The organism is Streptococcus sp. HMSC071D03 (assembly GCF_001812125.1).
Taxonomy (GTDB): Bacteria; Bacillota; Bacilli; order Lactobacillales; family Streptococcaceae; genus Streptococcus; species Streptococcus pseudopneumoniae_N.
Map to the genome: position 1 here is coordinate 29,611 of NZ_KV807709.1, position 25,109 is coordinate 54,719.

Annotated in this window: 27 protein-coding genes, 1 pseudogene and 1 riboswitch; of the genes and pseudogenes, 20 read left to right on the forward strand and 8 right to left on the reverse strand. The window is 40.0% G+C overall.

From position 1 onward, the window contains the following. Positions 1–7 precede the first annotated feature (7 nt). Complete coding sequence (locus HMPREF2837_RS01700; protein ID WP_075230566.1) at positions 8–580, forward strand: DNA-3-methyladenine glycosylase I; 573 nt, start codon at positions 8–10, stop codon at positions 578–580. Next, positions 570–1,253 (forward strand): CPBP family intramembrane glutamic endopeptidase, encoded by a 684-nt coding sequence (locus HMPREF2837_RS01705; RefSeq protein WP_075230567.1) that lies wholly within the window; start codon positions 570–572, stop codon positions 1,251–1,253. The genes HMPREF2837_RS01700 and HMPREF2837_RS01705 overlap by 11 nt, the downstream gene beginning before the upstream one ends. A gap of 44 nt (positions 1,254–1,297) precedes the next feature. Here HMPREF2837_RS01705 and HMPREF2837_RS01710 read toward each other — a convergent pair whose 3' ends face one another. From HMPREF2837_RS01710 to HMPREF2837_RS11590, 8 genes are all read right to left on the reverse strand, one after another. Further along, positions 1,298–2,335 carry a S66 family peptidase gene (locus tag HMPREF2837_RS01710; protein WP_075230568.1) on the reverse strand — a complete coding sequence of 346 codons (1,038 nt, stop codon included), beginning with the start codon at positions 2,333–2,335 and terminating at the stop codon, positions 1,298–1,300. 151 nt (positions 2,336–2,486) lie between these two features. Next, positions 2,487–2,750, reverse strand: a complete 264-nt coding sequence (locus HMPREF2837_RS01715) for a SemiSWEET family transporter (protein WP_049496815.1) — start codon at positions 2,748–2,750, stop codon at positions 2,487–2,489. Between the two features lie 200 nt (positions 2,751–2,950). Beyond that, the gene (locus HMPREF2837_RS01720; RefSeq protein WP_049549159.1) at positions 2,951–3,625 is read right to left on the reverse strand and encodes a DUF1129 domain-containing protein; all 675 of its coding nucleotides are present in this window, start codon (positions 3,623–3,625) and stop codon (positions 2,951–2,953) included. Positions 3,626–3,637: 12 nt separating this feature from the next. After that, positions 3,638–4,582, reverse strand: coding sequence for a magnesium transporter CorA family protein (locus HMPREF2837_RS01725; RefSeq protein WP_049549160.1), 945 nt, complete (start codon positions 4,580–4,582; stop codon positions 3,638–3,640). Between the two features lie 171 nt (positions 4,583–4,753). After that, positions 4,754–5,920, reverse strand: coding sequence for a tyrosine-type recombinase/integrase (locus HMPREF2837_RS01730; protein WP_049549161.1), 1,167 nt, complete (start codon positions 5,918–5,920; stop codon positions 4,754–4,756). A 198-nt stretch (positions 5,921–6,118) separates the two neighbouring features. Then, on the reverse strand, positions 6,119–7,114 hold the full coding sequence (locus tag HMPREF2837_RS01735; protein WP_049523624.1) for a virulence RhuM family protein: 996 nt from the start codon (positions 7,112–7,114) through the stop codon (positions 6,119–6,121). 356 nt (positions 7,115–7,470) lie between these two features. Then, the gene (locus tag HMPREF2837_RS01740) at positions 7,471–8,364 is read right to left on the reverse strand and encodes a type II toxin-antitoxin system PemK/MazF family toxin (RefSeq protein ID WP_045762569.1); all 894 of its coding nucleotides are present in this window, start codon (positions 8,362–8,364) and stop codon (positions 7,471–7,473) included. 136 nt (positions 8,365–8,500) lie between these two features. After that, positions 8,501–9,043, reverse strand: a complete 543-nt coding sequence (locus HMPREF2837_RS11590) for a helix-turn-helix domain-containing protein (RefSeq protein WP_239665537.1) — start codon at positions 9,041–9,043, stop codon at positions 8,501–8,503. 218 nt (positions 9,044–9,261) lie between these two features. On the opposite strand from HMPREF2837_RS11590, the gene HMPREF2837_RS01750 reads away from it, so the two are divergent. The 18 genes and pseudogenes from HMPREF2837_RS01750 (at position 9,262) to HMPREF2837_RS01835 (ending at position 25,107) form a co-directional block, all read left to right on the forward strand. After that, entirely contained in the window at positions 9,262–9,462 is a 201-nt protein-coding gene (locus HMPREF2837_RS01750) for a helix-turn-helix transcriptional regulator (RefSeq protein WP_000040966.1), read from the forward strand. A gap of 14 nt (positions 9,463–9,476) precedes the next feature. Further along, positions 9,477–10,103: a Rha family transcriptional regulator gene (locus HMPREF2837_RS01755; RefSeq protein ID WP_049549162.1), complete on the forward strand. Its 627-nt coding sequence runs from the start codon at positions 9,477–9,479 to the stop codon at positions 10,101–10,103. A gap of 411 nt (positions 10,104–10,514) precedes the next feature. Then, positions 10,515–11,024, forward strand: a complete 510-nt coding sequence (locus tag HMPREF2837_RS01760) for a hypothetical protein (RefSeq protein ID WP_045762570.1) — start codon at positions 10,515–10,517, stop codon at positions 11,022–11,024. 1 nt (position 11,025) lies between these two features. Continuing rightward, positions 11,026–11,241, forward strand: coding sequence for a hypothetical protein (locus tag HMPREF2837_RS01765; RefSeq protein ID WP_045762571.1), 216 nt, complete (start codon positions 11,026–11,028; stop codon positions 11,239–11,241). Next, positions 11,238–11,577, forward strand: a pseudogene (locus tag HMPREF2837_RS01770) (DNA-binding protein). The gene HMPREF2837_RS01765 and the pseudogene HMPREF2837_RS01770 overlap by 4 nt, the downstream one beginning before the upstream one ends. Beyond that, the gene (locus tag HMPREF2837_RS01775; RefSeq protein ID WP_049549163.1) at positions 11,570–11,851 is read left to right on the forward strand and encodes a hypothetical protein; all 282 of its coding nucleotides are present in this window, start codon (positions 11,570–11,572) and stop codon (positions 11,849–11,851) included. The pseudogene HMPREF2837_RS01770 and the gene HMPREF2837_RS01775 overlap by 8 nt, the downstream one beginning before the upstream one ends. Beyond that, positions 11,838–12,659, forward strand: coding sequence for a phage replisome organizer N-terminal domain-containing protein (locus HMPREF2837_RS01780; protein ID WP_049549164.1), 822 nt, complete (start codon positions 11,838–11,840; stop codon positions 12,657–12,659). Before HMPREF2837_RS01775 ends, HMPREF2837_RS01780 begins: the two co-directional genes overlap by 14 nt. Positions 12,660–12,794: 135 nt before the next feature. Beyond that, on the forward strand, positions 12,795–13,328 hold the full coding sequence (locus tag HMPREF2837_RS01785) for a hypothetical protein (protein WP_049549165.1): 534 nt from the start codon (positions 12,795–12,797) through the stop codon (positions 13,326–13,328). A 101-nt stretch (positions 13,329–13,429) separates the two neighbouring features. Continuing rightward, positions 13,430–13,939 carry a hypothetical protein gene (locus tag HMPREF2837_RS11595; RefSeq protein ID WP_049549192.1) on the forward strand — a complete coding sequence of 170 codons (510 nt, stop codon included), beginning with the start codon at positions 13,430–13,432 and terminating at the stop codon, positions 13,937–13,939. Between the two features lie 377 nt (positions 13,940–14,316). Then, the gene (locus HMPREF2837_RS01795) at positions 14,317–14,631 is read left to right on the forward strand and encodes a hypothetical protein (protein WP_045616698.1); all 315 of its coding nucleotides are present in this window, start codon (positions 14,317–14,319) and stop codon (positions 14,629–14,631) included. A gap of 594 nt (positions 14,632–15,225) precedes the next feature. Continuing rightward, entirely contained in the window at positions 15,226–15,645 is a 420-nt protein-coding gene (locus HMPREF2837_RS01800; protein ID WP_049549166.1) for a DUF1492 domain-containing protein, read from the forward strand. A gap of 52 nt (positions 15,646–15,697) precedes the next feature. Beyond that, positions 15,698–15,973: an ArpU family phage packaging/lysis transcriptional regulator gene (locus HMPREF2837_RS11365; protein WP_235227756.1), complete on the forward strand. Its 276-nt coding sequence runs from the start codon at positions 15,698–15,700 to the stop codon at positions 15,971–15,973. 653 nt (positions 15,974–16,626) lie between these two features. Next, positions 16,627–19,458 carry an excinuclease ABC subunit UvrA gene (gene uvrA, locus HMPREF2837_RS01810; RefSeq protein WP_049549167.1) on the forward strand — a complete coding sequence of 944 codons (2,832 nt, stop codon included), beginning with the start codon at positions 16,627–16,629 and terminating at the stop codon, positions 19,456–19,458. Continuing rightward, complete coding sequence (locus tag HMPREF2837_RS01815; protein ID WP_075230569.1) at positions 19,451–20,512, forward strand: M24 family metallopeptidase; 1,062 nt, start codon at positions 19,451–19,453, stop codon at positions 20,510–20,512. Before uvrA ends, HMPREF2837_RS01815 begins: the two co-directional genes overlap by 8 nt. A gap of 52 nt (positions 20,513–20,564) precedes the next feature. After that, positions 20,565–20,718, forward strand: a riboswitch (M-box (ykoK) riboswitch). Positions 20,719–20,910: 192 nt separating this feature from the next. Beyond that, a complete protein-coding gene (gene mgtA / locus HMPREF2837_RS01820; RefSeq protein ID WP_049549169.1) occupies positions 20,911–23,571 on the forward strand; it encodes a magnesium-translocating P-type ATPase in 2,661 nt (886 codons plus the stop codon). A gap of 135 nt (positions 23,572–23,706) precedes the next feature. Next, positions 23,707–24,105: a transcriptional regulator Spx gene (spx, locus tag HMPREF2837_RS01825; protein ID WP_000591164.1), complete on the forward strand. Its 399-nt coding sequence runs from the start codon at positions 23,707–23,709 to the stop codon at positions 24,103–24,105. A 66-nt stretch (positions 24,106–24,171) separates the two neighbouring features. Next, positions 24,172–24,744 carry an SP0191 family lipoprotein gene (locus tag HMPREF2837_RS01830; protein ID WP_000737513.1) on the forward strand — a complete coding sequence of 191 codons (573 nt, stop codon included), beginning with the start codon at positions 24,172–24,174 and terminating at the stop codon, positions 24,742–24,744. Between the two features lie 96 nt (positions 24,745–24,840). After that, on the forward strand, positions 24,841–25,107 hold the full coding sequence (locus HMPREF2837_RS01835) for an IreB family regulatory phosphoprotein (RefSeq protein WP_000507060.1): 267 nt from the start codon (positions 24,841–24,843) through the stop codon (positions 25,105–25,107). Positions 25,108–25,109: the final 2 nt, after the last annotated feature.

A 25,109-nucleotide genomic window follows, 5' to 3' on the forward strand; every position in this document is an offset into this window, starting at 1 on the left:
GAATAAGATGTCTAAACGCTGTAGTTGGGTTAAAATGAACAACCCTCTGTATGTAGCCTACCACGATGAAGAGTGGGGCCAGCCCCTCCATGATGACCGTGCTCTTTTTGAGTTACTCTGCATGGAGACCTATCAGGCTGGTCTTTCTTGGGAAACGGTGCTCAATAAACGCCAAGCCTTCCGTCAAGCTTTTCATGGTTACCAAATTCAAGCGGTCGCAGAGATGTCGGATGAAGAATTGGAAGCTTTGATGGATAATCCAGCCATCATCCGCAATCGTGCCAAGATATTTGCGACACGTGTCAACGCCCAGGCCTTTCTACAAGTTCAGGCAGAATTCGGAACTTTTGATGCCTATCTCTGGTCTTTTGTAGATGGTAAAACCATCACCAATGATGTTCCTGACTATGCCCAAGCCCCTGCCAAGACGGCCTTATCTGAGACATTATCCAAGGAACTCAAAAAACGAGGCTTTAAGTTTACTGGACCAGTCGCTGTTTTGTCCTTTCTACAGGCTGCAGGGTTGGTTGATGACCATGAGAATGATTGTGAATGGAAAGGAAAATTAAATGATGTCTAACAAATATAAGGGAATTCTGATTTTTTCGATTCTCTATACAGTTCTTTTTGTGTTTGATGGTGATAAATTGCTGGCTTCTGTGATGCCATCTGCCATTGCGAATTATCTAGAATATCTAGTCTATGTAGTATTAGCTCTATATGGCTCTTTCTTGTTCAAGGATAAATTAATCCAACAATGGAATGAGATTAGAAAAACTAAGAGAAAATTCTTCTTTGGCGTTTTAAAAGGCTGCCTCTTTCTCATTCTGATGACTGTTGTCTTTGGCTCTATATCAGAAATGTTGAGACGGTTTTTGGGACTAGATGGACAAGGCCTAAACCAGTCGAATATTCAAAGTACCTTTCAAGAGCAACCATTACTGATAGCAGTTTTCGCCTGTATCATTGGACCTCTGGTAGAAGAATTATTTTTCCGTCAAACTCTATTGAGATATTTGAGAAAAAGTCTGCCAACTTGGTTGAGTATCTTTATAGTCGGACTTGCATTTGCGCTTACTCATATGCACAGTTTGGATTTATCCGAGTGGATCAGTGCAGTCGGTTATCTAGGTGGGGGCCTTGCCTTTTCTATTATTTATGTGAAAGAAAAGGAGAATATTTACTATCCCCTACTTGTTCACATGTTAGGGAACAGCCTCAACTTTATCATTTTAGTTATCAGTAGTATGTGATGAAAATGCTAGTAACGATACTGAAAAAAGCTGAGATTTCTATCTCAGCTTTCTTTGTTATAGTCAAAGCGAATGACTTGCTCCGTTGCATCTACATGGGCGTGGACTCCGAAGGGAACAATCGCTCTTGGTGTAGCATGGCCAACGTTTAGATTATAGACAATCGGGATATTGTTGTCAATGATATCCAATAGTGCCTCTTTATAGTCGTTATAGAAAGTTTCATCCATAGGTTTTCCAACCAAGAGTCCACTGATGACCTCGAATATACCAGTGTCCTTTAAAGTCCGCAACATCTTTTTGAAGTATTCCGGCTCAGGCTTTTCTTCGCTTGTTTCTAGCAAGAGGATTTTTCCTTCCCAGTCTAACAAGTCAGGGAAAAGTTTGTATTTTTGGCAGAGCTCCGTGCTATCTGCATATCGAGAGTTGTCAAAGATATCGTAGAGGGATTCGAGGCAACCGCCGAGGATTTCCCCCTCGAACTGGGCAGTTCCTTGTAACAACTCAAAACCAGTATTTGCATGACTGATACGATGTGTTCCCAGAGCCTTGGGACTGAAGTCAGTTCTTTCCTCATACCAAACGTCACTAGGGCGGATTTCCGAGATTCTTCCCGTCTCAATCAATTCTTTAAAGTAGTGAAGGCTATAGGCTAACATTTCCTTGTCTAATTCACAAATGTCTGCTAAAAATGATTGACCATAAAAAGTCTTGATTCCTAGTTTATGCAACATGAGATGGTTCATGGTTGTATCTGAGAATCCAAGAAAAATCTTTTGTTTGATAACCTTTTGTAGTTGCTTATTTTCAAAAAGATAAGGTAGTAAGCGATAGGTATCGTCTCCACCGATGGCGCATAGGATCATGTTGATGCTATCATCAGAAAATGCATGAATCAAATCCTCTGCACGAGCTTCAGGGTGGTCTTTGATAAAGTCTAAGCCTTTTAACGAATGGGGTAAAAAGATAGGATTGAGTCCCAGATCCTTGAGACGTTGGACACCCAAGTCCACTTCGTGTTTGACAAAATCTTCTCCGATAATGCCACTAGATAAACTAACAATACCAATAGTAGAAACCATATCTCATCCTCCTAGAAATAGATTGAGCCTATTTTATCACAAAAGATGAGGGGAAACAACAAGAATTAGAGCCAGAAGAAGGCTTTTAGATCAAGAAAATAAACAAAAAAGCAACCGCTCGATGTGGTTGCTTTTTATAGTAGTTGCATTCTTATAGAGCAGTAAGGAAGGTTAGTCCTCCAAGGACAACCCCGGCCGAGTTTGGAATGATTAGAATCCAGTCTTTCTTAGGCTCTTTTGTCCATCCATAAATGACCCAGATTAAGCAAGAAACAGCTGCTGATAAAGGTTGGAATGGTTGAGCTTTGTTCCCTTGTAAATTGGCAAAAATTTGGGGGATGTAGGCTATAAATACAATAATCCCGATAAAGGCACCAATTGAACCGACAATTTGATTAATTCTCTGTTTAGTCATATATATTTCTCCTTATTGCTTTATTAGTATAACAGAAAAACAGCTTGGATTCAAGGGTAAAACCTTGGGATTCTAAGGGAAGCCTTTACATTAGAACGTTTTTAGAAAATGTAGCTACTTTTCTTTGGAGAATCAAAAAATACTTTGGAACCATAATAAAAGTAGTCTGTCTACAAAACACACTACTTTTTTTGTTTATCTTAATATCTAGCTGGTCCTGCACTTGCGCTCTTAATGTTGAAACGTTTTTTGAGGTAGAAACGTAGGGCAAGGAGAGCTCCTCCAATCACCAATAAAACAAGTGGTGGGAGGCTGATGTTGATGGCTTGTGGAAGGAAGTTACTCAAGAAGAGGATGAAGACCCAGGCAAACATGGTTGCTAGCATGACCAAAAGTGATTTCCAGAATGGAGGGCGTTGGCTACGGTCAGTATCTGGTCCGTAGTAGCGGTAGATGAAGTGGTAGAGCAGGTAAAAGGCAACTCCACCAAAGGCCCCTACACTGATAAGTGTTACCAATCCGTAGGCCACAGGTTGGTTTGAGAAGAAGCTCATCAAGGCGCTAACTACTGCAAATAGACCTGTGATGAAAAGGGCTGAATCCAACATCATCAATTTTGGATCGTCGTTTTCTTTTGGATGTTCTTTTTCGTATTGCTCTTTTTCGCTGAAACTATGAGCCCAGTGAGTTGGTGCTCCGTAGATAGAACGAGCTGTCACTCCTTTTGGTTGCTCCTCAAGGATATGAGGAATGACTTCTTCAAGGATAGCCTTGATTTCAGCATCTGTTTTGCCGTCCTTGAGAAATTGCTGGGTTGCAATATGGATAAATTCCTGGTTTTTCTTTGTTAATTCTTGTAAATCAATCTGTGACATAATAACTCCTGTTTAGAACCATTTTTTATGGATGAGGTAAAGAGTGAGGGAAACACTCATAGCAAAGGCGATAAAGACGATGAGCCAGAAAGCGTGCGGTTCTCCGTTTAAAGGAATTTCATTATCCTTAAAGTTCATTCCGTAGGCTGAGAAAATCATGGTCGGCACAGACATAACGATGGTCACGAGGGCCAAGGTTTTCATGATATTGTTCTGGTTGTTTGAAATGATAGAGGCAAAGGTCTCTGTCATAGAGTGAAGGACGTTTCCATAGATATCCGCCATCTCGATGGCCTGTTGCGTTTCAATCAAGGTATCTTCCAGTAAGTCTTCATCTTCGAGGTATTTCTTGATATTGCTAGTCGCACTGGTCAATTTTTTAATCACGCGCTCATTTGTCTTCAGAGAAGCTTTGAAGTAGACGATGGTCTTTTCCAACTCCATGAGTTCGATCAATTCTTCGTTTCGAGTAGATTTGTGAAGTTGACTCTCAATCTGCTCACTTTTACGTTCGATTGAACGGAGGGCGGTTAGGTAAATCTCCGCATTGCGATAGAGGATTTGGAAGATGAAGCGCGAACGCATGAAGGTATAGAAATTTCGAAGCCTACGATTGATAAAGACATCAAGAAGTGGTAGAGGCTCCAAGCAAGTGGTAATGATAGCCTCTTCTGTGATGATAATCCCCAAGGGAATAGTCACATAGTAGGTACGGTTATTTCTTTCCTCTGTGATTGGGACATCCACGATGATCAGAGTGTATTCATCTTCGATCGTGATACGAGACATTTCTTCCGCATCGAGTGGTGCACGGAGGTCCGCGATATCAATATCAAATGCAGAAGCAATTTCCATCGATTCGCTTTGGGTAGGATTGACGAGATTGATCCAAGTGCCCGGCTGGAGCGTATCGATCTCTTTAAATTCAGTTGTCGTTGAGAGAAAGATTTGTTTCATATCTCCGATCCTTTCCTAATCTATTCTGTGTTTAAGTGATTTTTGACACCGTACTATTATACTATAAATTCGGCTTTTTTCAAACAAAATCTTACAAAAACACCGTTGTTATTGGCTTCTTGCTTTGTCTTGAACCGTTGGTTTTTGAATTTGCTCCCCTTTTTGCTCCCCTTATAGTGCTTTTAGTGCAGTTTCGTAGAATGAGACTGCTTTTTTTGCGTTCTCTTTTGAGAGGTGGCTATAGATGTCCATGGTCATGGATAAAGTAGAATGACCTAAACGGTGCTGAAGTTCTTTGTAAGGAATACCAGAGTTAAGCAATAAACTAGCGTGAGTGTGACGGAATCCGTGAAAGCCAATGTTAGGAACATCAGCACGCTTAAAATGTGTTTGCAATCTTCTTTTAAGTTTTGAACTGCAAGGATATTCATGAATGAAATCAGAGAATACCACGCTTTCACGTTGTCCTATCTTCCAGGCCTCTTTAGTTTGGCGTAGTTTATACTGTCTTAGCATGCTAATAGTCGCTTGATCTATATCTATATCCCGATAACTAGCTTTAGATTTTGGGCTGTTGATTTCTAAATCCCGATTTAGTGTTTTGGTGATGTGTACAATGGCATCGTCTAAATCAATATCAGACCAGCTAAGTGCTAAAGCTTCATTGATGCGACAACCAGTAGCCAGCAGGAACTTATAGAGCGTTGCCTCATAGTAATAACGATATCTATGACTATCTAAATTATCGAGATAAACAAGAAACTTTTTTAATTCTTGATTGTCAAAGTGCTTTACCTTTTGGCGCTTTGCTTTCTGAGTGTTACGAGGTAAAACAACATCACGGGCAGGATTGGACGGTATCGCCTGCATAGTTACACCATACTGTAAGATACGTTTGTTCAAAGCGTGTATCATGTCATAGTGTAGAAAAGCCCCTTTTTCCCCTCTATTAGCCTTGTCAGCAAGTTTGTTGATAATTGACTGGATAAGTGGAGCGGTGAGCTTGTCGAGCTTGTAAGCCCCGAAAATCGGCAATATATGATTATCAAGTAGCTTTCTAACATTGCCTTGAGTGTTTGGCTTAACAGTATTTTTATAACTTTCCCACCAGAGAGTTGCTAGTTCTTGATAGTTTTTTATGGTACTAGCTTTTTGTCTAGTACAACCGTCTTTCTGAAAAGCAATTTTTTCTTGAGTAGCTTTCTGCTTAACTTCCTTTTGTGTCCGCCCTGTTACCTTAGTTTTAACTTTCTTTCCTGTTACCTGATCAATTCCTAGATATACATTAGCACGATAGACTTTACTACCGTCTTTTTTTATAACTTCAGTTATCTTCATGATGACAAACCTTTCTAAAATACATCAGCAGGCAAGCTATTATTAAAAAGGTTTTAGATTGTGGTTTATATCATGCTAGGGCTTCACAGATTGCCCCACATTCGATTTTAATTAGTCAGACGGTAAAATAATACCAAAGTAGGAAATAAGGTGGATATCGGGCTAATATGGGCTTGTTTATAGTAAACAGACCTGTATTTAAAGTTTTTTATCGTCAGTTAGCTGTTTTAAAGTTTTTTCAAAGTCTGAGTTTATCTTTTGAGTTTTGTTGAATAGTTGGTATTCTGCTTTTGCTTTATCTTTCGCAACCTTGGAAGTGATTTTCCCATGACCTTCTAAAATATCGTATTCTTGGAAAGTCAAAAAGCGGTCAATACTTTGGGCTAGTTGTTGCATTGTCTGAGCTTTTCGCTGTTCTATCTGTCTTTCCAGGTAATCAAAATAGCTAGATATTCCTCTTTCAAGGGAACGGATTTCTGTTTCTGAAAGGTAATTCTTTGCTATTTGGGTATCTGCTTGCAGTATGCGACCGTTAGGGGAGTTTTTCCATGTTGTAAGTCCCATGTTGTCTTTTGTGTGGTCTGCTTTCGTGTAGATAATTTCTGCAGCAGTTTGGCCAGTAATTGCATAATGAAACTTATTCTGTACATCAGCATAGAATTGCTTAGTTAACGTACTTTGTGGGTCATAGTCGATAGAGATTTCAGCAAAAATATCTGTAATCTGTAACCATATACGACGTTCACTAGCTCGGATAGAACGCACGCGCTCCAAGAGCTCACGGAAATAGTCTTTTTCCAGCAAGTTTTCGCCTTGTTTCAGACGGTTGTCATCCATGGCGAACCCTTTTATCATGTACTCACGAAGTACCGAAGTAGCCCACTGTCTAAATCTCGTAGCTTTTTGGGAATTGACACGATAACCAACTGAAATGATGGCGTCAAGATTGTAGTAAGTAATTAAGTAATTCTTCCCATCGGTAGCAGTTGTTTCCATTTTGGAAATAACTGAATCTTCTTCTAATTCGCCCTCTTCAAAGATATTTTTTAGGTGTTTACTAATTGCAGGAACACCGACGTCAAAAAGTCTAGCCATTTCTTTCTGACTAGTCCAAATCGTTTCGCCTTTGATGATGACACTAGCTGTCTCGCTATCGTTGTCAGCAGTATAGATTAAGAATTGTAATTCGTTCATGAGATCCTTTCTAAAATATTGTAAGTGGTTGACATTTGTTGACATCAACAAAATTAGTAGATATGGAGCTTATACTGGGTTGAAGCTTGAGCGAACCACGAGAAAACACGCGCTTCAGGATTGTCGAACATTGTGGCGCGTGGTATGCTATAGGTCGCATAATCAGCTTTTTCGGCCACCCTAAAAAAAATATTAGGGATGAGGTTCCAGGGATTTTTAATAAACTAAAAGCCCTACTCATAAGAGCAGGGCTAGAATTGTCCTCCTGGGACAGTATCATATATTTTGTCGTCAAGCGACCTTATGATTCTATTCTAACCCTAATTTTAAGAAAAGTCAATAAAAATACTCGGATTTTAAAAAATATTTTTCAGTGCCTCATCTATTTTGTCCATAGTATCATCGGAAAGTACAATACCATTCAAAATTGAATTATTATTTTTTGGATCACGGAGTCTCATTTTACTAATTGTTGTAACCTGATTCAATAGAACAATACTATCTTTGTTCATATTTTGTGTTTTTAGGATAAATTTATTAGCATACTCCAGTTTCTCATTAAGTTCTGCAAGTAAAATTGCATTTTCTTTTGCCTCCTGTCGTATTTTCTCCGCCTGATCACTTGCGAAGTCTATATTTTTATTGATGGTTAGTATTTGCTTAATAGAAGAATCGTCTATATCAGAACTCGATAAGTTTTTAAGTATTTCCAAAGTTTTTTTATTATCTTCGATTAACGATTCAACCATTACAACTTTTTCGCGCAATTCACCATCTTTTTTTGAAAAACGATCATACAATTCAGATAACTCTCTAACTTTTTTCAAAGCTTTATTTGATAGTAATTGAAACACTTCGTTGCCAATTGGAAGTTGAAAATATTTCAAATTAGATATATCAGTTGTTTCTTTTACAGAGGTCAAAGGCAATACATGAAGAAGATGGTTTGAACGTGCATCTATTTTATTCAGAACTATTGCATAATGAAGACCTCCATATTCTCTACCAACATTGAAACCAAAATCAGCATAAACGATACTTCCTCTTTTTAAAGCCTGAATACTTCGCGGATTAAAAACTTGTTCTATCTTTAAGTATTTTACCCAATTTTCTATCCACTGCGCTATTTTATCAGATCGTTTATTCCCTTCATCGTCCATTCTCTGGAGGAGATGAAGATAATCCTCTAGTTCTTGTATTATCGTGGCAGTGTAAACAGCTATTTCTTCGTTTGTTCTATTACTTCCCATAGTTTTTCCTTCCTCATTAACTACCAGTTAATTTATAAAAATCTTCGTTAACCATTGTCACATTAACGATGCTTTTTTATTTCCCTCTATACACGCTCAGACTGGCCAAACTTTGAGAGCGTGGGGATTTTTTTGTTTATTCAAATCCTTTGAAACTATCTAAAATCTTATCTTTTGAGTCTGGGTGATGAAATCTAGTTGATAACAATTGATATTGGACCATATTTCTAAAAAGAGCTAGTTCTATCTTGTCTCTTAGTATTTCAAAAATATCATCTAAATCATTTTCGCCATTATTTTCAAGTAATTCGATTGCTTCAATAGCTTTATTTTTATTGTATCGTCCATTAAGAGAATCAGCAACTTTTTTATAAGTTTTGATTTTTTCAGAAATTTTTTCAAAATATTCCTTTCTGGTTTTATCTGGATTGCTATAATCTCCGTTAAAAAATATATATTCTTCAAGATCTGTTGCGCCCATGAGGTCTATAACTTCATACCCTAACAGATATCCAACGCTTACCCCGAAGAAGTCAGCTAGTTGCTGGGCTTTTTCTGGTTTGATTTGGCTTTCTCCGTTTTCCATTCGTTGGAATGACCTTAAAGAAAATCCTAAAATTTCAGCTATTTCTTTTTGAGATAGCTCGTTTTTTTGTCTTAATTCTTTCAATCTATTCATGCTTTATCACACCTTTCACAGATGATTATAACCCTATGTTTAAAAAAAGTCAAAAAATGACGTAAAAAAATCAAAAAAACTATTGGCAACGTCTAAAACTGACGTTATAATAAAATTCAAGCTTAGGGGACGTCATAAAACGACGCCTAACGACCCCTCCAACCTTTCACACTTTCAATCTATTCATGGAGGGGGATTTTTTAGAAAGGGGGAAAGCTATGAGTAAACTACGAGGCTATCGAGTTATGTTAGGGCTAACTCAACAACAGATGGCGGACAAGCTAAAAATTTCTTTGCAGTCATACAACAACAAAGAATTAGGTAAAACGCCATTCAATGACAAAGAACGCCTAGCAATTAAGTCAATGGTTGCAGAAATCAAATCAGATATAACCATAGATGAACTATTTTATAGCTAGAAAGGAGCAAACTAATGGAACTAGTTTACATGGACGGCAAGAAAGAGCCGTATACACTGAGCAGTATTGTGGCAGAATGTGCAGAAATCAAGCACAGACATTTGAAGATTTTGCTGAATAAGCACCGAGAGGACTTTGAAAGCTTTGGAAAGGTGCAATTTAAAATTTCACCTTCAGAGAGTGGGCAAAATGTAAGGGATTATATTTTGAATGAGCAACAAGCAACATTGCTGATCACTTACTTACGAAATACAGAACCCGTAAAGGAGTTTAAGAAAAACCTAGTAAGAGCATTCTTTGAGATGCGTGAGGAACTTTCTAAGTTTCGTATGCAGAGGGCGCTAGAAAAGCCAAAAAGAAAAACCTTGCATGACAGTATAGAGACTTGGAGGAATGCACCCAAACATGCACACAGCACCATGAACAACTTGCTACTGAAAGCAGTAACCGACAGGAACGCTAAGCAGTTAAGGGAAGAACGTGGGGGCTACAATGGTATTGATAGCTTGACCAGTGACGAGCTGGAGCAATATCAGGCATTTGAGGATATGGTAATAGCTATGATTGGCTTGAATATGAGTTATCAGGAAATCAAAGCCATGGCATTCAGAAATAAAAAAACACGCCAAAGAAGCGCGTGAGAGCAACAAAAAAGGCTTAGCAATAACCACACCGCAAAGCCTTTCACACTAACACTAAAACGAATTTAACAAAAAGCAGGCAAGCTATTATTAAAGAGGTTTTAGTAAAGATTTATACCTAGATTATAGCATATTTAGGGCAATTTGACCATACGGAGAGCGCCAACTCTTTAAACTGGTACTTTCTCACGCTTTCAATTTGGCGACTCTGAGCGTGAGGCTAGCAATTACAAGAAACAATGTATAAGAAACAACTCAAAAAAGCCCCACGCTCTCAAACTTTGGCGAGTCTGAGCGTGAGGCGGTCGGTGTAGTAAGGTAGTAAGAGGCAAGAAAGACATTAAAAAGCTGTCGAAACAGGAACAAGCCCATCAGGGCAATTACACAAACATAGAAACAGAGGTAAAAAACATGTTAGCAGATAAATTAGAAGCTATTTCAACAGATTTAGAAGAAATACAAGGAAGTCTTACAGGGGTTAGAAATATCATAGCTAAAAGAGCAATCAGTAGGGTGTTGAATGACTTGGATGATGTTTATAATGAACTAACTAGCACAGAATACCATGAACAACAGCAAACGCTAAAGGAACAGACGGAAAGGATGAAACAGAGGGTAATTGCTGAAGTAATAGGAGAATTGGAGTGGAAAGAACGGTCATTTTATGGAAATTATTGGGGTAACACTGATTTTATAAAGCAAGTTTCTAGATTTGATGGATTTCTTTTCTTAAACACTTATCTAGCGGAAATAACTAAAGAGAATGACTATCCTATGGATCAAAGTCAATTATTAAATTATGTATGGGAACTTTTGGCAGTTGATATTGCCAAGAAAAAACGAGGTAAAAAGAATCTCTTGGACTTATGGACAAGTTCGATTGCGTACACCCGTGGCATGATGATTCATGAGGAGGGGTAACATGAATGAACTAGATTTAACCAATACACAGGCGGTTATCTTTTCCGTGGTATTGATTGGCTTGCTGCTTTATTTAAACCACCGAGACCGCAAAAAAAGCGCCCAAATGGAGCGAGAAAGCAAACAGACGATAGAAACACCTAGCGAGGATTTAAACCCTGATTATGGGCGATATATCCAGCTTGCAGGGGTAGACGTATGGGGAGGAATTGAATGAGCCTGACAGAGAATGACAAACGAGTATTAAGACTAATCAAAGTGGGGGCTGAGAACTCCATAACAGGGGCAGAAATCAGCTTACTCACTAAGCTAGCAGAAAGAACCGTACAGGACATTATCAGCCGTCTGATCACGCGCTACGGTGTTCCTATCATCGGGGTACGTCACGGAGCTTTCAGAGGCTACTTTATCCCAGCTAACAAAGAGGAGCTACTGGATGGAGCAAAGGCATTCTATAACCAAGTGCAAGAGGAGCAGAAGCGCCTAACTGTCCTTTTGAATGCCGATTTAGAGCTACAAGCAACTACTGAAGGGGGCGGAAGAATATGTTTAGTTTAAGCAAGGAAAGTGAGCATGACCTGACTCATGGCATTCTGGAAGTAGTGGAAAAATACCTTGAAGTTCGTGATAGAATCAAACCGCGACTGACAGGGTTAATCTCAGCCCAGGAAGTCATGGACGAGTTAGACGTAAAATATAAGACACTCCAAAAGTGGGAAGATGCTGGGTTAAGACGATACCAGCCCCCACTAGAAGACACTAGGAAAATCTATTATAGAATTTCTGACTTGCTGAAGTTTTTGGGGGTGGAAAATGGCAAAAACTAAAATCTACTTTTGGCTGAAAATTGATAAGAAATTTTTTGATAATCTTTTTATTAAGAGGTTAAAAAATATTCCGGGCGGTTATACTATGACCGTGATTTATATCCGATTGATGTTAGAAAGTTTAGAAAGTGACTGTATTTTATACTATGAGGGATATTTAGAAAATCTAAAAGCAGAGTTGGCTTTGAAATTAGACGTTTCTGAAGACGATATTTCTATGACTATGGCTTATTTTACCAAGTGCGGTCTCATTCAAATTGATGAAGAGAACAACGCAGAGTTAACACAAGCAAAAGCTTTGGTACAACAAGAAACAAATCAAGCGGCATATATGAGAAAATACCGTAAAGAAAAGCAAGAAAATGAAAGAAATCTTACAACGTTATCCAATGACATTACATTGTTAACTACGTGTAAGACAGAGATAGAGATAGATAAAGAGATAGATATAGATAAAGATATAGAGATAGATAATAATAATACATCTATCAGTCCAAGTTTATCTGAAAATCTAAAAAATAGCGGTATCCGTATAACTGACAAACAACATCAACAGTTACTCGATTATGTAGGTCTTGACGGTATGAACTTTGAAATGCTGAATCGTGCTATTGAAATTACCTCAGAAATTCATCAACCAAGTTTTAAATACTTAAAAGCGATTTTGGAGAATTGGAAAAAAGAGAGATTCACTTCACTTGAACAAGTAGAAGAGCATGAGAAAAAACGACAGAAGCCCACAGGAAGAACAAACACAGGAAACGACAGAGTTGTATTCCAAGAATATGATGATCCGTTGCCGTTTTAGAAAGGAGCTTAACGAACTAAAAGCAGTACCTGACAAACACTAAAATCTTTAAACAAAATGGGGTAGATAGTACCGACCCCCTTGCAATGGTGTAACTACTAGTGACACCCTTAAAACAGAAAGAGGAAAAACAACATGACATTAAAAACATTTTCAGACAAAGCAAAAACATTCACTTTCACTTACTATTTTTGTGATCAGGCGACCGCTCAAGTAGCAGGTCACGCGCTACTGGGATACATGACTGGGACATATTGCCAGCCTGTAATCTCATTGACCTACAAGGATAAAGGCACGCTTGTCGCTGAGTATGTAGAAGATCACAAGCTAAACAAGACTTTCAAGCGTATTTGTGACAGCTTTAAAGACTACCACAAACAACCAGAAGAGGCTGCAGCGTTTGAAGAATGTTACAAACGGGAGCGCGTGCTTCAACTCAAAGAGTCAGAGGATTTTGAGAGTTTGCTCAATAAGGTTACAGACTACGGGCTAGAACTATTAGACTATGCTGATCGCTTGCTTTCTGATAAGCCTATCCCTATGGACTCTATGACCGCTTTTGGTACGTTGGAAATGCTGGGCGATGAAAGTATTAGCCTACTCCAAAAGTTGGACGTAGAAGGCGAATATAAAGGCCTGGCTGATTATGTGGCCGAGGTGGAAAGCTAGAACTATCAAGAGAGGCACTAGCCTCTTTTTGTGGTTTCACTGCTACTAAACCCAATCAATTTGGGTTTTTCTATATAGGGATTTTTGAACGAATGGAAGTTATAAAATCAATAACCATAGAGACATTTATAAAGCCGATGAAAAACAAGAATATAAGTTATGGTATAGCTGAGTCGGACGGTAGAAAACTAGAGATAGACCTAGATAATCTGTATATCACCTTTGGAAACAATCATTTTGATTTAGCAAGTATACCAGGAACCAAGGGAGGTAATCGCTACTTCTTTCTTTGTCCTATTTGTGGTAATCGATGCAGAAAACTCTATAAGAGACTTTTGCTATATGGTTGTGGATCATGCCAGAAAATACACAAATCAACACTGAACCGAAGTAAGACAGATTGCCAATACTATTGGGAGAGAGCACTGAGGGAAGCTAGAAAGGTGGAACCAGGTTGGAGTCCCAAACGTGGCGGATATATGTTCGATGGTTTTCCTGAAAGACCAAAGTATATGAAACGTGACAAGTATTATAAGCATTATCAAAAGTTTGTTTACTATACCAGAAAGGGAGATAGTTTTTGGCTGAATGGATTGAGCAATCTGAAGTAGTGTTTTGGAACATTTCCAAACAAATCTAAATAAAGATCATGGTTAGAAAAAAATGCTATGAATATTGTTTAGCGTTATAGTTACAACAGTCAATTATAAGATACTAAACAGGTATGAATACGAGACAGGAGGCAGAGATACCCCCTTTATTTTTAGACGGGGGTATGTATCGTTCGGATATAAGAACGCCGCCCTCTTCTGTACGAAAAATTCCCTTTTTGAAATGTTGGAAGGTATTAGGGAATGTAGTGCTATCAGGAAGTTAGCTTGATTTTTTCACCTCTAAAGCTACCCATTAACTAAGTAGTTTAGGAGGCCTTAGATAATTTGTAGTAATGGAACAATTCTACCAAACGAACACCGTAGAAAGGTGCAATATGGAACGTGATAGCCGAGGGAGATTTTTGCCGGGCAACCAAGTAGCAAAAGGCAACAGGGGCAACAGAAAACCAAAATATGGCAATAGCAACGCTTTGAATCATGGACTACGCAGAGGATATACTGGACTGTTACCAAGCCAAAAAGGTGGGGTATCTATTTATAAAATGGGTGCCTACCTTGGAACGCTACCAGATAAGTATTTCCACCACTCAGAAGATGGAGCGCTTTGGGTAGATTATAACGCTTGTCAGTATTTAATTTCAGTTTGTGGCTTTCCTGAAAGTATGTTTAGCGAACCAGAGGAATGGTAAGGTTTTGGTAAGGTATCGAAGTTTTTCAATGTAAAGGTAGCATATATAAAAAGTACAAGGTTAGTACAAGGTTACATACTTAAAAATACTAAGGTTTTACAAAGGTAGAGAGGTTTACCGAGGGTTAGAAAAGGTGAGATTTTGCTTAGGTAGTGGCAGTAAATATGCCTGACAAATGGCAGGGTTATGTGTGTTGAACTCCGAGCGAACGCCGAGAAAGTGGCTATATCCCCTATCATTTATCAAGCAGATAAGCGGAGTTTTTAGCCCTCTTATTTCTGATTTACTCCTTGCAGAATGATAGGCAGATAAGCAAAGAAATAACTTGCCTTAATTGCTTGCAGAATGATAAGGAAATAAGAGAGATAAAAACATCCCTTAATTGCTTATCAAACCATAAGGAGATACGGGGGCTATCTCCCTCCCCACGCGCTTCTACGAGCTTCACCCGTCATTGTACATTTTTTCTCACGGGAAATACTTCCCAGGGAATAAATGAACCTCGAGCGAAGCTAGAGAAAACGCAAAAAGCCAAGGCTCTCCACCTCGGCAATAATTTCAACACAATTATTATATCATGGAGGAGGCCAAGGCATGACACCAGAGCAGGTAAAAGAAAAACTAGAGGGCGTTAAGTGGATAAGCAAGGAGATCAAAGGCTTATATTTGGAATTGGAAGCCCTGGAAGGTGGTATTATCGAAAAGCCAACACTAAGCCATAGCAGGGTGCAGACAAGCAGAGAGAACAAGACAGAGAACAATCTTATAAGTGTTCTGAAGCTAAAAGAGGATACGCTCCGGAGGATTGAGCGACTTACTGAGGAGAGAATGGCCATATCGGGGCTAATCGATAAGCTGGACAATCCACTTGAGCGTTCCGTTCTAAGACTTTTTTACTTGAATGATCTTGTTGCTTTGGAAGTCGCTGAAGAAATAGGAAAATCTACCACCTCAGTATATCGAGTAAGGCAGGAAGCTATAGAACATTTGGCAAGTATTGTAAATGCAGATTGATAAAAAATAGACAGTTAAACAGGTATAAAGATTTCTAAAAAGCTATCACTCATTGGTTAAATTGAGTCTAGGCGGTCAAGATGGAGCATTTGAAGCTAAAGCGCTGGAGCTACTGCGCGTGATTGAAGCCTTCAGGGACAATCTGGACGATGTACGACGTGAGATATTCGCCAATCTCTTTACAAGACGAACTGGGGAGAGGTTGAAGTTATGGCAGATATACGAGACACTAGACATTGATAGGGCTGAGTATGAACGTCTCAAAGCTGAGATACTGCTAGACTTTGCTAAAAGCTATCGTGGTGGTGTTTTGTTGAAAAAATGTTGAGATTTAAGCGAGAGAACATGGACATTTATGGACACATATCGCCAGTTGTTGAACAGCTCATAAAATGTTGTCAGGTACTAACAAGTTCTTACACATCTCGCCAGTCGGAGAAAAACTAAAAAATGCTCTCTGGGAATGAACAATTATGAACATATTCCACCAGAACGGAGAGCTAGAAGCGTATAAGTAGGCAAATGTAGGCTGAGGCTTCATATTAGCCCCTATTTTGCTTTGTTTCGTAATGGACAACTAAAAACACCACGGATAAACTACAAGCCCTTAGAAACGAATCTGGGGGCTTTTGTGAGGTCATAATCTTATAAAGCACGCGCTTCATGGTATAATATACCTATCAGCAACCAGCAACAAAAAAAGCACGTTTGACCGTGCTAGTTTCTTGCCTGCTGAACTCATCAAAACCTAGCCCTTTTGTGGGGCTTTTTTGCTCCCCTGTTTGCGTACTTTGGGGGAGCAAGTAGTAAATAGTAATGTTAGTAATTTTTATTAAAAAGCGCGTGATATAAGGCTTAGGGAACCCTAAGGGAACATAAAAAAATAAGTTTTTAATTGTACTACAAAATCAGCTTTTTTGGTAATAGAATTTCACTTTTTTTGGTATAATGGAAAGCAACAATGGACTAGAAAGAAGTAACATGCAAGATAAGATTGTCATCCATGGGGCACGCGCCCATAATTTAAAAAATATTGACGTGGAAATTCCACGAGACAAGCTAGTTGTGGTGACGGGGCTGTCGGGTTCGGGCAAATCCAGTCTTGCCTTTGATACTCTTTATGCAGAAGGGCAACGCCGCTATGTAGAGAGTCTATCAGCCTACGCTCGTCAGTTCTTAGGGAATATGGAAAAACCAGATGTGGATTCTATCGATGGTCTCAGCCCTGCCATTTCCATTGACCAGAAGACGACCAGTAAAAATCCTCGTTCGACGGTTGGGACAACGACGGAAATCAACGACTATCTCCGTCTCCTCTATGCTCGTGTAGGAACACCCTACTGTATCAACGGACATGGGGCTATCAAGGCTTCGTCTGTCGAACAGATTGTAGACAAGGTTTTGGAATTGCCAGAGCGTCAGCGTCTGCAGATTTTGGCTCCTGTTATTCGTAAGAAAAAGGGTCAGCATAAGACGCTGATTGAAAAGATTCAAAAGGATGGTTATGTTCGTGTCCGTGTCGATGGGGAAGTCTATGATGTGACCGAAGTGCCTGAGCTGTCTAAGAGTAAGCAACATGATATCGATGTCGTGGTTGACCGTATTGTCATCAAGGAGGGTATTCGTAGTCGTCTCTTTGATTCGATTGAAGCAGCCCTTCGTATCGCAGAAGGTTATGTGGTCATCGATACTATGGATGATTCAGAGATGCTCTTTTCAGAACACTATGCTTGTCCAGTTTGCGGCTTTACAGTTCCGGAACTAGAACCTCGTCTTTTTTCCTTCAATGCTCCGTTTGGTTCTTGTAGTGAGTGTGATGGGTTGGGGATCAAGCTAGAGGTTGATACGGATCTAGTAGTGCCAGATGCTAGTAAGACCCTTGGTGAGGGAGCATTGGCACCTTGGAACCCTATCTCTTCTAACTATTATCCAAATATGCTAGAACAAGCCATGACAGCCTTCGGAGTGGACATGGATACTCCTTTTGAGGCCTTGTCAGAGGAGGATAAGAATCTCATTTTCTATGGTTCAGATGGTAAGGAATTCCATTTCCACTATGAGAATGAATTCGGCGGAGTTCGCGACATCGACATCCCTTTTGAAGGAGTTGTCAATAATATCAAGCGTCGCTATCATGAAACCAATAGCGACTACACCCGCACCCAGATGCGCCTCTACATGAATGAGCTGACTTGCGGAACCTGTCACGGTTATCGTCTCAATGATCAGGCCTTGTCTGTCCGTGTGGGTGGCGAGCAAGGGCCACATATCGGAGAAATTTCAGATCTGTCTATCGCAGACCACTTGGACTTGGTGAGCCAGCTGACCTTGTCTGAAAATGAAGCGATTATTGCTCGTCCCATTCTCAAGGAAATCAAGGACCGTTTGACCTTCCTTAATAACGTGGGTCTTAACTATCTGACCCTGTCTCGTTCAGCAGGAACTCTTTCAGGTGGGGAGAGCCAGCGTATTCGTTTGGCAACCCAGATTGGTTCTAACCTATCTGGCGTCCTTTATATCCTAGATGAGCCGTCCATCGGTCTTCACCAGAGGGACAATGACCGCCTGATTGCCAGTCTGAAAAAGATGCGTGATTTGGGCAATACTCTCATCGTGGTAGAACACGATGAAGATACCATGCGAGAGGCTGATTATCTGATCGACGTCGGTCCTGGTGCAGGGGTCTTTGGTGGAGAGATTGTAGCAGCAGGAACGCCCAAGCAAGTGGCTCGCAACAGCAAGTCTATCACAGGTCAGTACTTGTCAGGCAAACGTGCCATTCCAGTGCCAGAAGAGCGTCGTGTCGGTAATGGTCGTTTTATCGAAGTGACGGGAGCGCGTGAAAACAACCTACAAAATATCACTGCTCGCTTCCCTCTCGGAAAATTCATTGCGGTGACAGGGGTGTCGGGTTCAGGGAAATCGACCCTAATCAATAGCATCCTCAAAAAAGCTATTGCTCAAAAACTAAATCGCAATTCAGACAAACCTGGGAAGTTTAAGACTATTACAGGAATCGAGCATATCGACCGTCTGATAGATATTGACCAAAGTCCAATAGGACGAACACCGAGGTCTAATCCCGCTACTTATACAGGTGTTTTCGATGACATCCGAGACCTTTTTGCTCAGACAAATGAAGCCAAGATTCGAGGCTACAAGAAGGGTCGTTTCAGTTTCAACGTTAAGGGTGGTCGCTGTGAAGCCTGCTCAGGTGACGGGATTATCAAGATTGAGATGCACTTCTTGCCAGATGTTTATGTTGCTTGTGAAGTCTGCCACGGAACCCGTTATAACAGTGAGACCCTAGAAGTTCATTATAAAGAAAAAAATATCTCGCAAGTTTTAGATATGACTGTCAACGATGCGGTGGAATTCTTCCAACATATTCCCAAGATTCAACGTAAACTTCAGACTATCAAGGATGTGGGACTTGGTTATGTGACATTGGGGCAACCTGCTACCACCCTTTCTGGGGGAGAAGCTCAGCGTATGAAGCTGGCTAGTGAACTCCACAAACGATCGACAGGAAAATCTTTCTACATTCTGGATGAGCCGACGACAGGTCTTCATACCGAGGATATCGCTCGCTTGCTCAAGGTTTTGGCTCGCTTTGTCGACGATGGCAATACAGTCCTTGTTATCGAGCACAATCTGGATGTTATCAAAACAGCAGACCATATTATCGACTTAGGACCAGAAGGTGGTGTTGGTGGCGGAACCATTATCGCAACAGGAACACCAGAAGAAGTAGCTACTAATGAAGCTAGCTATACAGGACAGTATTTGAAAGGAAAGTTACATCATGAATAAACGTGTGCAAGCATTTTTAGATAAAATGGAAGAAAAAGAATTAGATGGAATCATTATCAACAACCTTAAAAATGTCTACTATTTGACAGGTTTTTGGGGTTCAAATGGTACGGTCTTTATCAGTCGTGGCCGTCAAATTTTGGTGACGGATGCCCGCTATATCATCGCTGCTAAGCAAGAAGTTACTGGTTTTGAGATTTTTGCAGAGCGTGACGAGTTGGCTACTATCGCAAAAATTGCGAAAGACATGGGTCTTTCTCGTATCGGGTTTGAAGACGAAATCTCGGTTTCTTATTACCACCGCATGCAAGCCGCTTTTGAAGGTTTGGAACTAGTTCCACAAACTCAGTTTGTTGAAGCGCTTCGTATGATAAAGGACGAGACAGAGATTGCGACTATTCGTAAGGCTTGTTCAATATCAGACCAAGCTTTCCACGATGCACTTGAATTTATCAAGCCAGGGAAGACTGAGATTGAAATTGCCAACTTCCTTGATTTCCGTATGCGTGAATTAGGAGCGGCAGGTTTGTCTTTTGACACAATCTTAGCGAGTGGCATCAACTCTTCTAACCCCCATGCTCACCCAATGCACAAGCCAGTAGAACTAGGCGAAGCTATCACTATGGACTTTGGGTGCCTTTACGAGCATTATGTGAGTGACATGACAAGAACTATCTACCTCGGTCATGTCAGCGACGAGCAGGCAGAGATTTACAATACAGTTCTAAAAGCCAACCAAGCTCTGATTGACCAAGCTAAGGATGGCTTAGGTTGCCGTGACTTTGATAAAATCCCTCGTGATATTATTGTGGAAGCAGGTTATGGACAATACTTTACACACGGTATTGGACATGGTATCGGGCTTGATATCCACGAAGAACCTTACTTCAGTCAAACTTCAAAAGAAGTTATCAAAACTGGTATGGTCTTGACTGATGAACCGGGTATTTATATTGAAGGTAAATACGGGGTTCGTATTGAAGACGACATCCTGATTACAGATACCGGTTGTGAGTTATTAACCCTTGCTCCAAAAGAATTGATTGTGATCTAAGAAAATGAGATAAATCGTTGACTTTTATTAGTTAAAGGTTTATACTGAAAGGCGAAAACGGTAGGTGAGGCTACCATAGGGATACGGATGACTACCGCAAAGCAGTGGAGACACTACTCGTTGGTCAACAGTCCTGGTCGCGAAGGTCAAGACTAAGATCATTACATCGCCCTATGGAGTTAAAGCTTGAACGAAAACAGATCATAAGTTTTTTAGTCCTGCCATTTTATGGCAGGATTTTCTGCTGTTTTAGAACAAAGAAAGGAGACAAACGATGCAAATTGACGATCATCCAGAACCGCACATACACAGCCAATCGCTGATTTGTGTCGTTTTGTCCTTATAAAGCGATTGGTTTCTGTGTATGAAATTATCATTCATACAGATAGGAGAAACCAATGAAAACTACAAAAGAAAGACTAGCAGCAGCTATTCAAACCCCATTAAAAGATAGTCTAGCTTTTTACCATACAAGTCTAAAAGGCTTAGACCAAGAACAAGTCGAAGAAAACCGTGACCTGTATGGTGAAAACACCATTACCAAGGGTCAAGAGGATTCCATCTTTAAGAAGATTTATGAGTCCATTATCAATCCTTTCACAATCATTTTGCTTGTGATTGCCTTTATTTCTCTCGTTACAAACGTTTGGCTTGCCAAACCTGGCCAAGAGGACCCAACTACCTCTATCATTATTGTTGTCTTAGTCTTGATATCAGGAGGCATCCGTTTTGTCCAAGAGTTACGGAGCGACAAGGCGACAACCAATCTTTCAAAAATGATTGTCAACACGGCAACTGTCATTCGTGATGGTCTGGAACAAGAGTTGCCAATCGATGAGTTAGTTGTGGGAGACCTCGTGAAATTGAGTGCTGGAGATATGATCCCAGCTGATATTATCTTATTTGAATCCCGTGACTTTTTCGTTCAACAGTCAGGTTTGACTGGAGAAAGTGATGCAGTCGAAAAACTTGCTTTAAATAAAGCGACTAGTCAAGATGTAGATAGCCTCTTAGAAGCAGAATCTTTGGCATTCATGGGGACAAACGTTATCTCAGGAAGTGCTACAGCTATGGTCCTAGCAGTTGGGGATGACACCATGATGGGAGCCATCGAGCAAACTCTCAACACCTATGATGAGCCAACTTCTTTTGAACGTGAAATGAACAGTATTTCTTGGCTCTTGATCCGCTTGATGCTTGTCATGGTTCCGATTGTGTTTTTTGCAAATGGTTTAACCGATGGAGACTGGCTAGAGGCTGGAGTATTTGCCTTGAGCGTGGGTGTCGGACTGACACCAGAAATGCTTCCGATGATTATTACAGCCAGCTTAGCAAAAGGTTCCATTATCATGGCCAAGGAAAAGGTAGTCATCAAAAAACTAAATGCTATCCAAGACTTAGGAGCAATCGATATCCTTTGTACGGATAAAACTGGAACTCTAACGCAAGATGAGATTGTCTTAGAATATCCCTTGGATATCCATGGTGATTTGGATATGGCGGTCTTAAGAAGAGCTTATCTAAATTCACATTTCCAAACAGGTTTGAAAAACTTGATGGACCGTGCCATTATCAGTAGAACTGAAAAAGAAGTTAAGGAACACGCTATCCTACAAAATCTAGACACCAGCTTCCAAAAAATCGACGAACTACCATTTGATTTTGAACGTAGACGCATGAGTGTTATCGTCAAAGATGATAGCAATGTTGTTAGTATGGTGACCAAAGGCGCTTTAGAAGAAATGTTGAACATTTCGACACATGTGGAATATCGTGGAGAAATAATCCCTATTACGGAAGGTATTCGCCAAGAAGTACTGGCAGAAGTTGGTCAATTAAACCGTCAAGGCTTGCGTGTCTTAGGTGTTGGCTACAAATCAGGTTTACGTGAAGACTATGCCTATGCTGTGGATGATGAAAGTGATATGATCCTTACGGGTTACCTTGCCTTCTTGGATCCACCAAAACCATCTGCAGCACCCGCTATCCAAGTCCTACTTGAGCATGGTGTCAGAACAAAGATTTTAACTGGGGATAATGAAAAAGTAACCCAGGCCATCTGTGAAAAGGTTGGTTTGGATGTTGAGCAGATGCTTTTGGGAGCTGATATTGACCAAATGACAGACCAAGAGTTGGCAGAAGCGGTTGAAAGTGTAACAGTCTTTGCCAAATTGTCTCCTGACCAAAAAGCGCGTATCATTCTACAGTTAAAGAGAAATGGTCACGGTGTTGGTTATATGGGAGATGGTATTAACGATGCCCCATCCATGAAGGTGGCAGATGTCGGTATTTCTGTAGATACAGCAGTCGATATCGCCAAGGAAACAGCGGATGTTATCTTGCTAGACAAGGATCTCATGGTTCTTGAAACTGGTATCGTTGAGGGCCGTAAGGTCTACGCCAACATGACCAAATATATTAAGATGACCGTTAGTTCAAACTTTGGGAATATCTTCTCACTCCTTGTTGCGAGTATCTTCTTGCCATTTTTACCAATGGCCCCTGTTCATCTCATTGTCCTAAACCTAGTCTACGATTTATCTTGTGTGGCATTGCCATTTGATAATGTGGATCAAGATTTCCTCAAACAACCCCATACATGGGAAGCAAAATCCATTACGCGATTTATGGTTTGGATGGGACCAATCTCATCTGTTTTTGATATTTTGACCTTTATCTTCCTCTACTTTATCATTGTTCCTTTGGTGACTGGCCATCATTATGTTCATGGGTCAGAATCTGCCCTTCAGTTTATTATCTTGTTCCAAACAGGATGGTTCATCGAATCTATGTGGTCTCAAACCATGGTCATCCATATGCTTCGTACAGCAAAAGTTCCTTTTGTACAAAGCAGACCAGCTTGGCTTGTGATTTTGATGACACTGGTTGCAGCCTTTTTCGTAACCAGTCTACCTTATGGACCGCTAGTAAATATCCTTCGTCTAGCACCCTTAGGACTTCCTTACTTCTTGTTCTTAATCTGTATTATTTTCTTGTATATGTTTAGCGTTACAGTTATTAAGGAGTTTTACATTAAGAAGTATAAAGAATGGTTATAGTTCGTATTTTGTCAAGAAAAAAGTTCAAAAATTGCCAAAAAAGTTAAAATTTTTTAAAAATAGGTCGCAAGTCCGATGTTTTTTATGGTATAATAGTCTAAACTGATAGTAACATGTAGCGAAAGGGGTAGGTACATGATTAAAATTTATACAGTCTCAAGTTGTACTAGCTGTAAAAAAGCGAAGACCTGGCTCAATGCCCACCAGTTAAGTTATAAAGAACAAAACCTTGGTAAGGAAGGAATTTCGAGAGAAGAACTACTTGATATTTTGACAAAAACAGACAATGGAATTGCAAGTATCGTATCATCGAAAAATCGTTATGCAAAGGCCCTTGGTGTTGATATCGAAGATTTGAGTGTGAATGAAGTGCTCAACCTGATTATGGAAACACCACGTATCTTGAAAAGTCCGATTCTTGTAGATGAGAAACGTCTACAAGTCGGCTATAAAGAAGACGATATCCGTGCCTTTTTGCCACGCTCTGTCCGTAATGTGGAAAATGCAGAAGCGCGTTTACGTGCGGCTCTATAAAACATCAAGGCTGGGAGTGACTCCTGGCCTTCTCTAATATTTAAATTGGATAACATGTGAGGATTTATGAAAAAGTTAGTCATCGGAACATTCGCAGCACTATTTTTGCTCGTTGGATGTGGTCAGAAAAAAGAAACAGCAGCTTCAACTACTGAGAGTTCTCAGGAAGCTCTACAGTCTACCTTGCCCGTATTAGAAAATGCAACCAAGAATACAGTTGTTACTAAGACCTTGGTTTTGCCAGCTGATGAGAGTGGAGCACAGCAAACTCAAATCATTACTTACAAAGGCAATCAATTTTTAAGCTTGACCATTCAGCAGAAACGTCCTGTATCAGAAGATTTAAAAAATTATATTTCTGAACGTGGATTAGACGAAGCTAAAAAAGCTCTTAAAGAAGCTGAGGACAAGGATGAATCTGTGCAGGCAGCTCGAAAAATTTCAGGCTTTACCATTGAAACGACTCTTTTAAATGAGAAAGAAATGGAAACCAAGACTAGCTATGATTTCCAAACACTGGATCTCAAAAAAGCAAGTGAAAACGAATACTTGAAGAATGTTGGACTGGAAAATCTATTGAAAAACGAACCAGAGGACTATATTGCTAATCGTGTTGCAAATGGGGCAACAGTCCAGTAAAAAGTCAGAGAAAATCAGCAGAATCAGACTGTGTGATTTGTAGAACGACCGCGAATGTGCTATAATAGTACTATTCTAAGGAAAGAGGGTGTTAGAATGGGATTTACTGAAGAAACCGTACGTTTTAAATTGGACGATTCCAATAAAAAAGAAATCAGTGAAACATTGACAGATGTCTATGCTTCTTTGAATGAAAAGGGCTATAACCCTATTAACCAGATCGTGGGCTATGTTCTCAGTGGAGACCCAGCTTACGTTCCTCGTTATAACAATGCACGAAATCAAATCCGTAAGTATGAGCGAGATGAAATCGTTGAAGAACTGGTTCGCTACTACCTTAAAGGACAAGGAGTCGATCTATAATC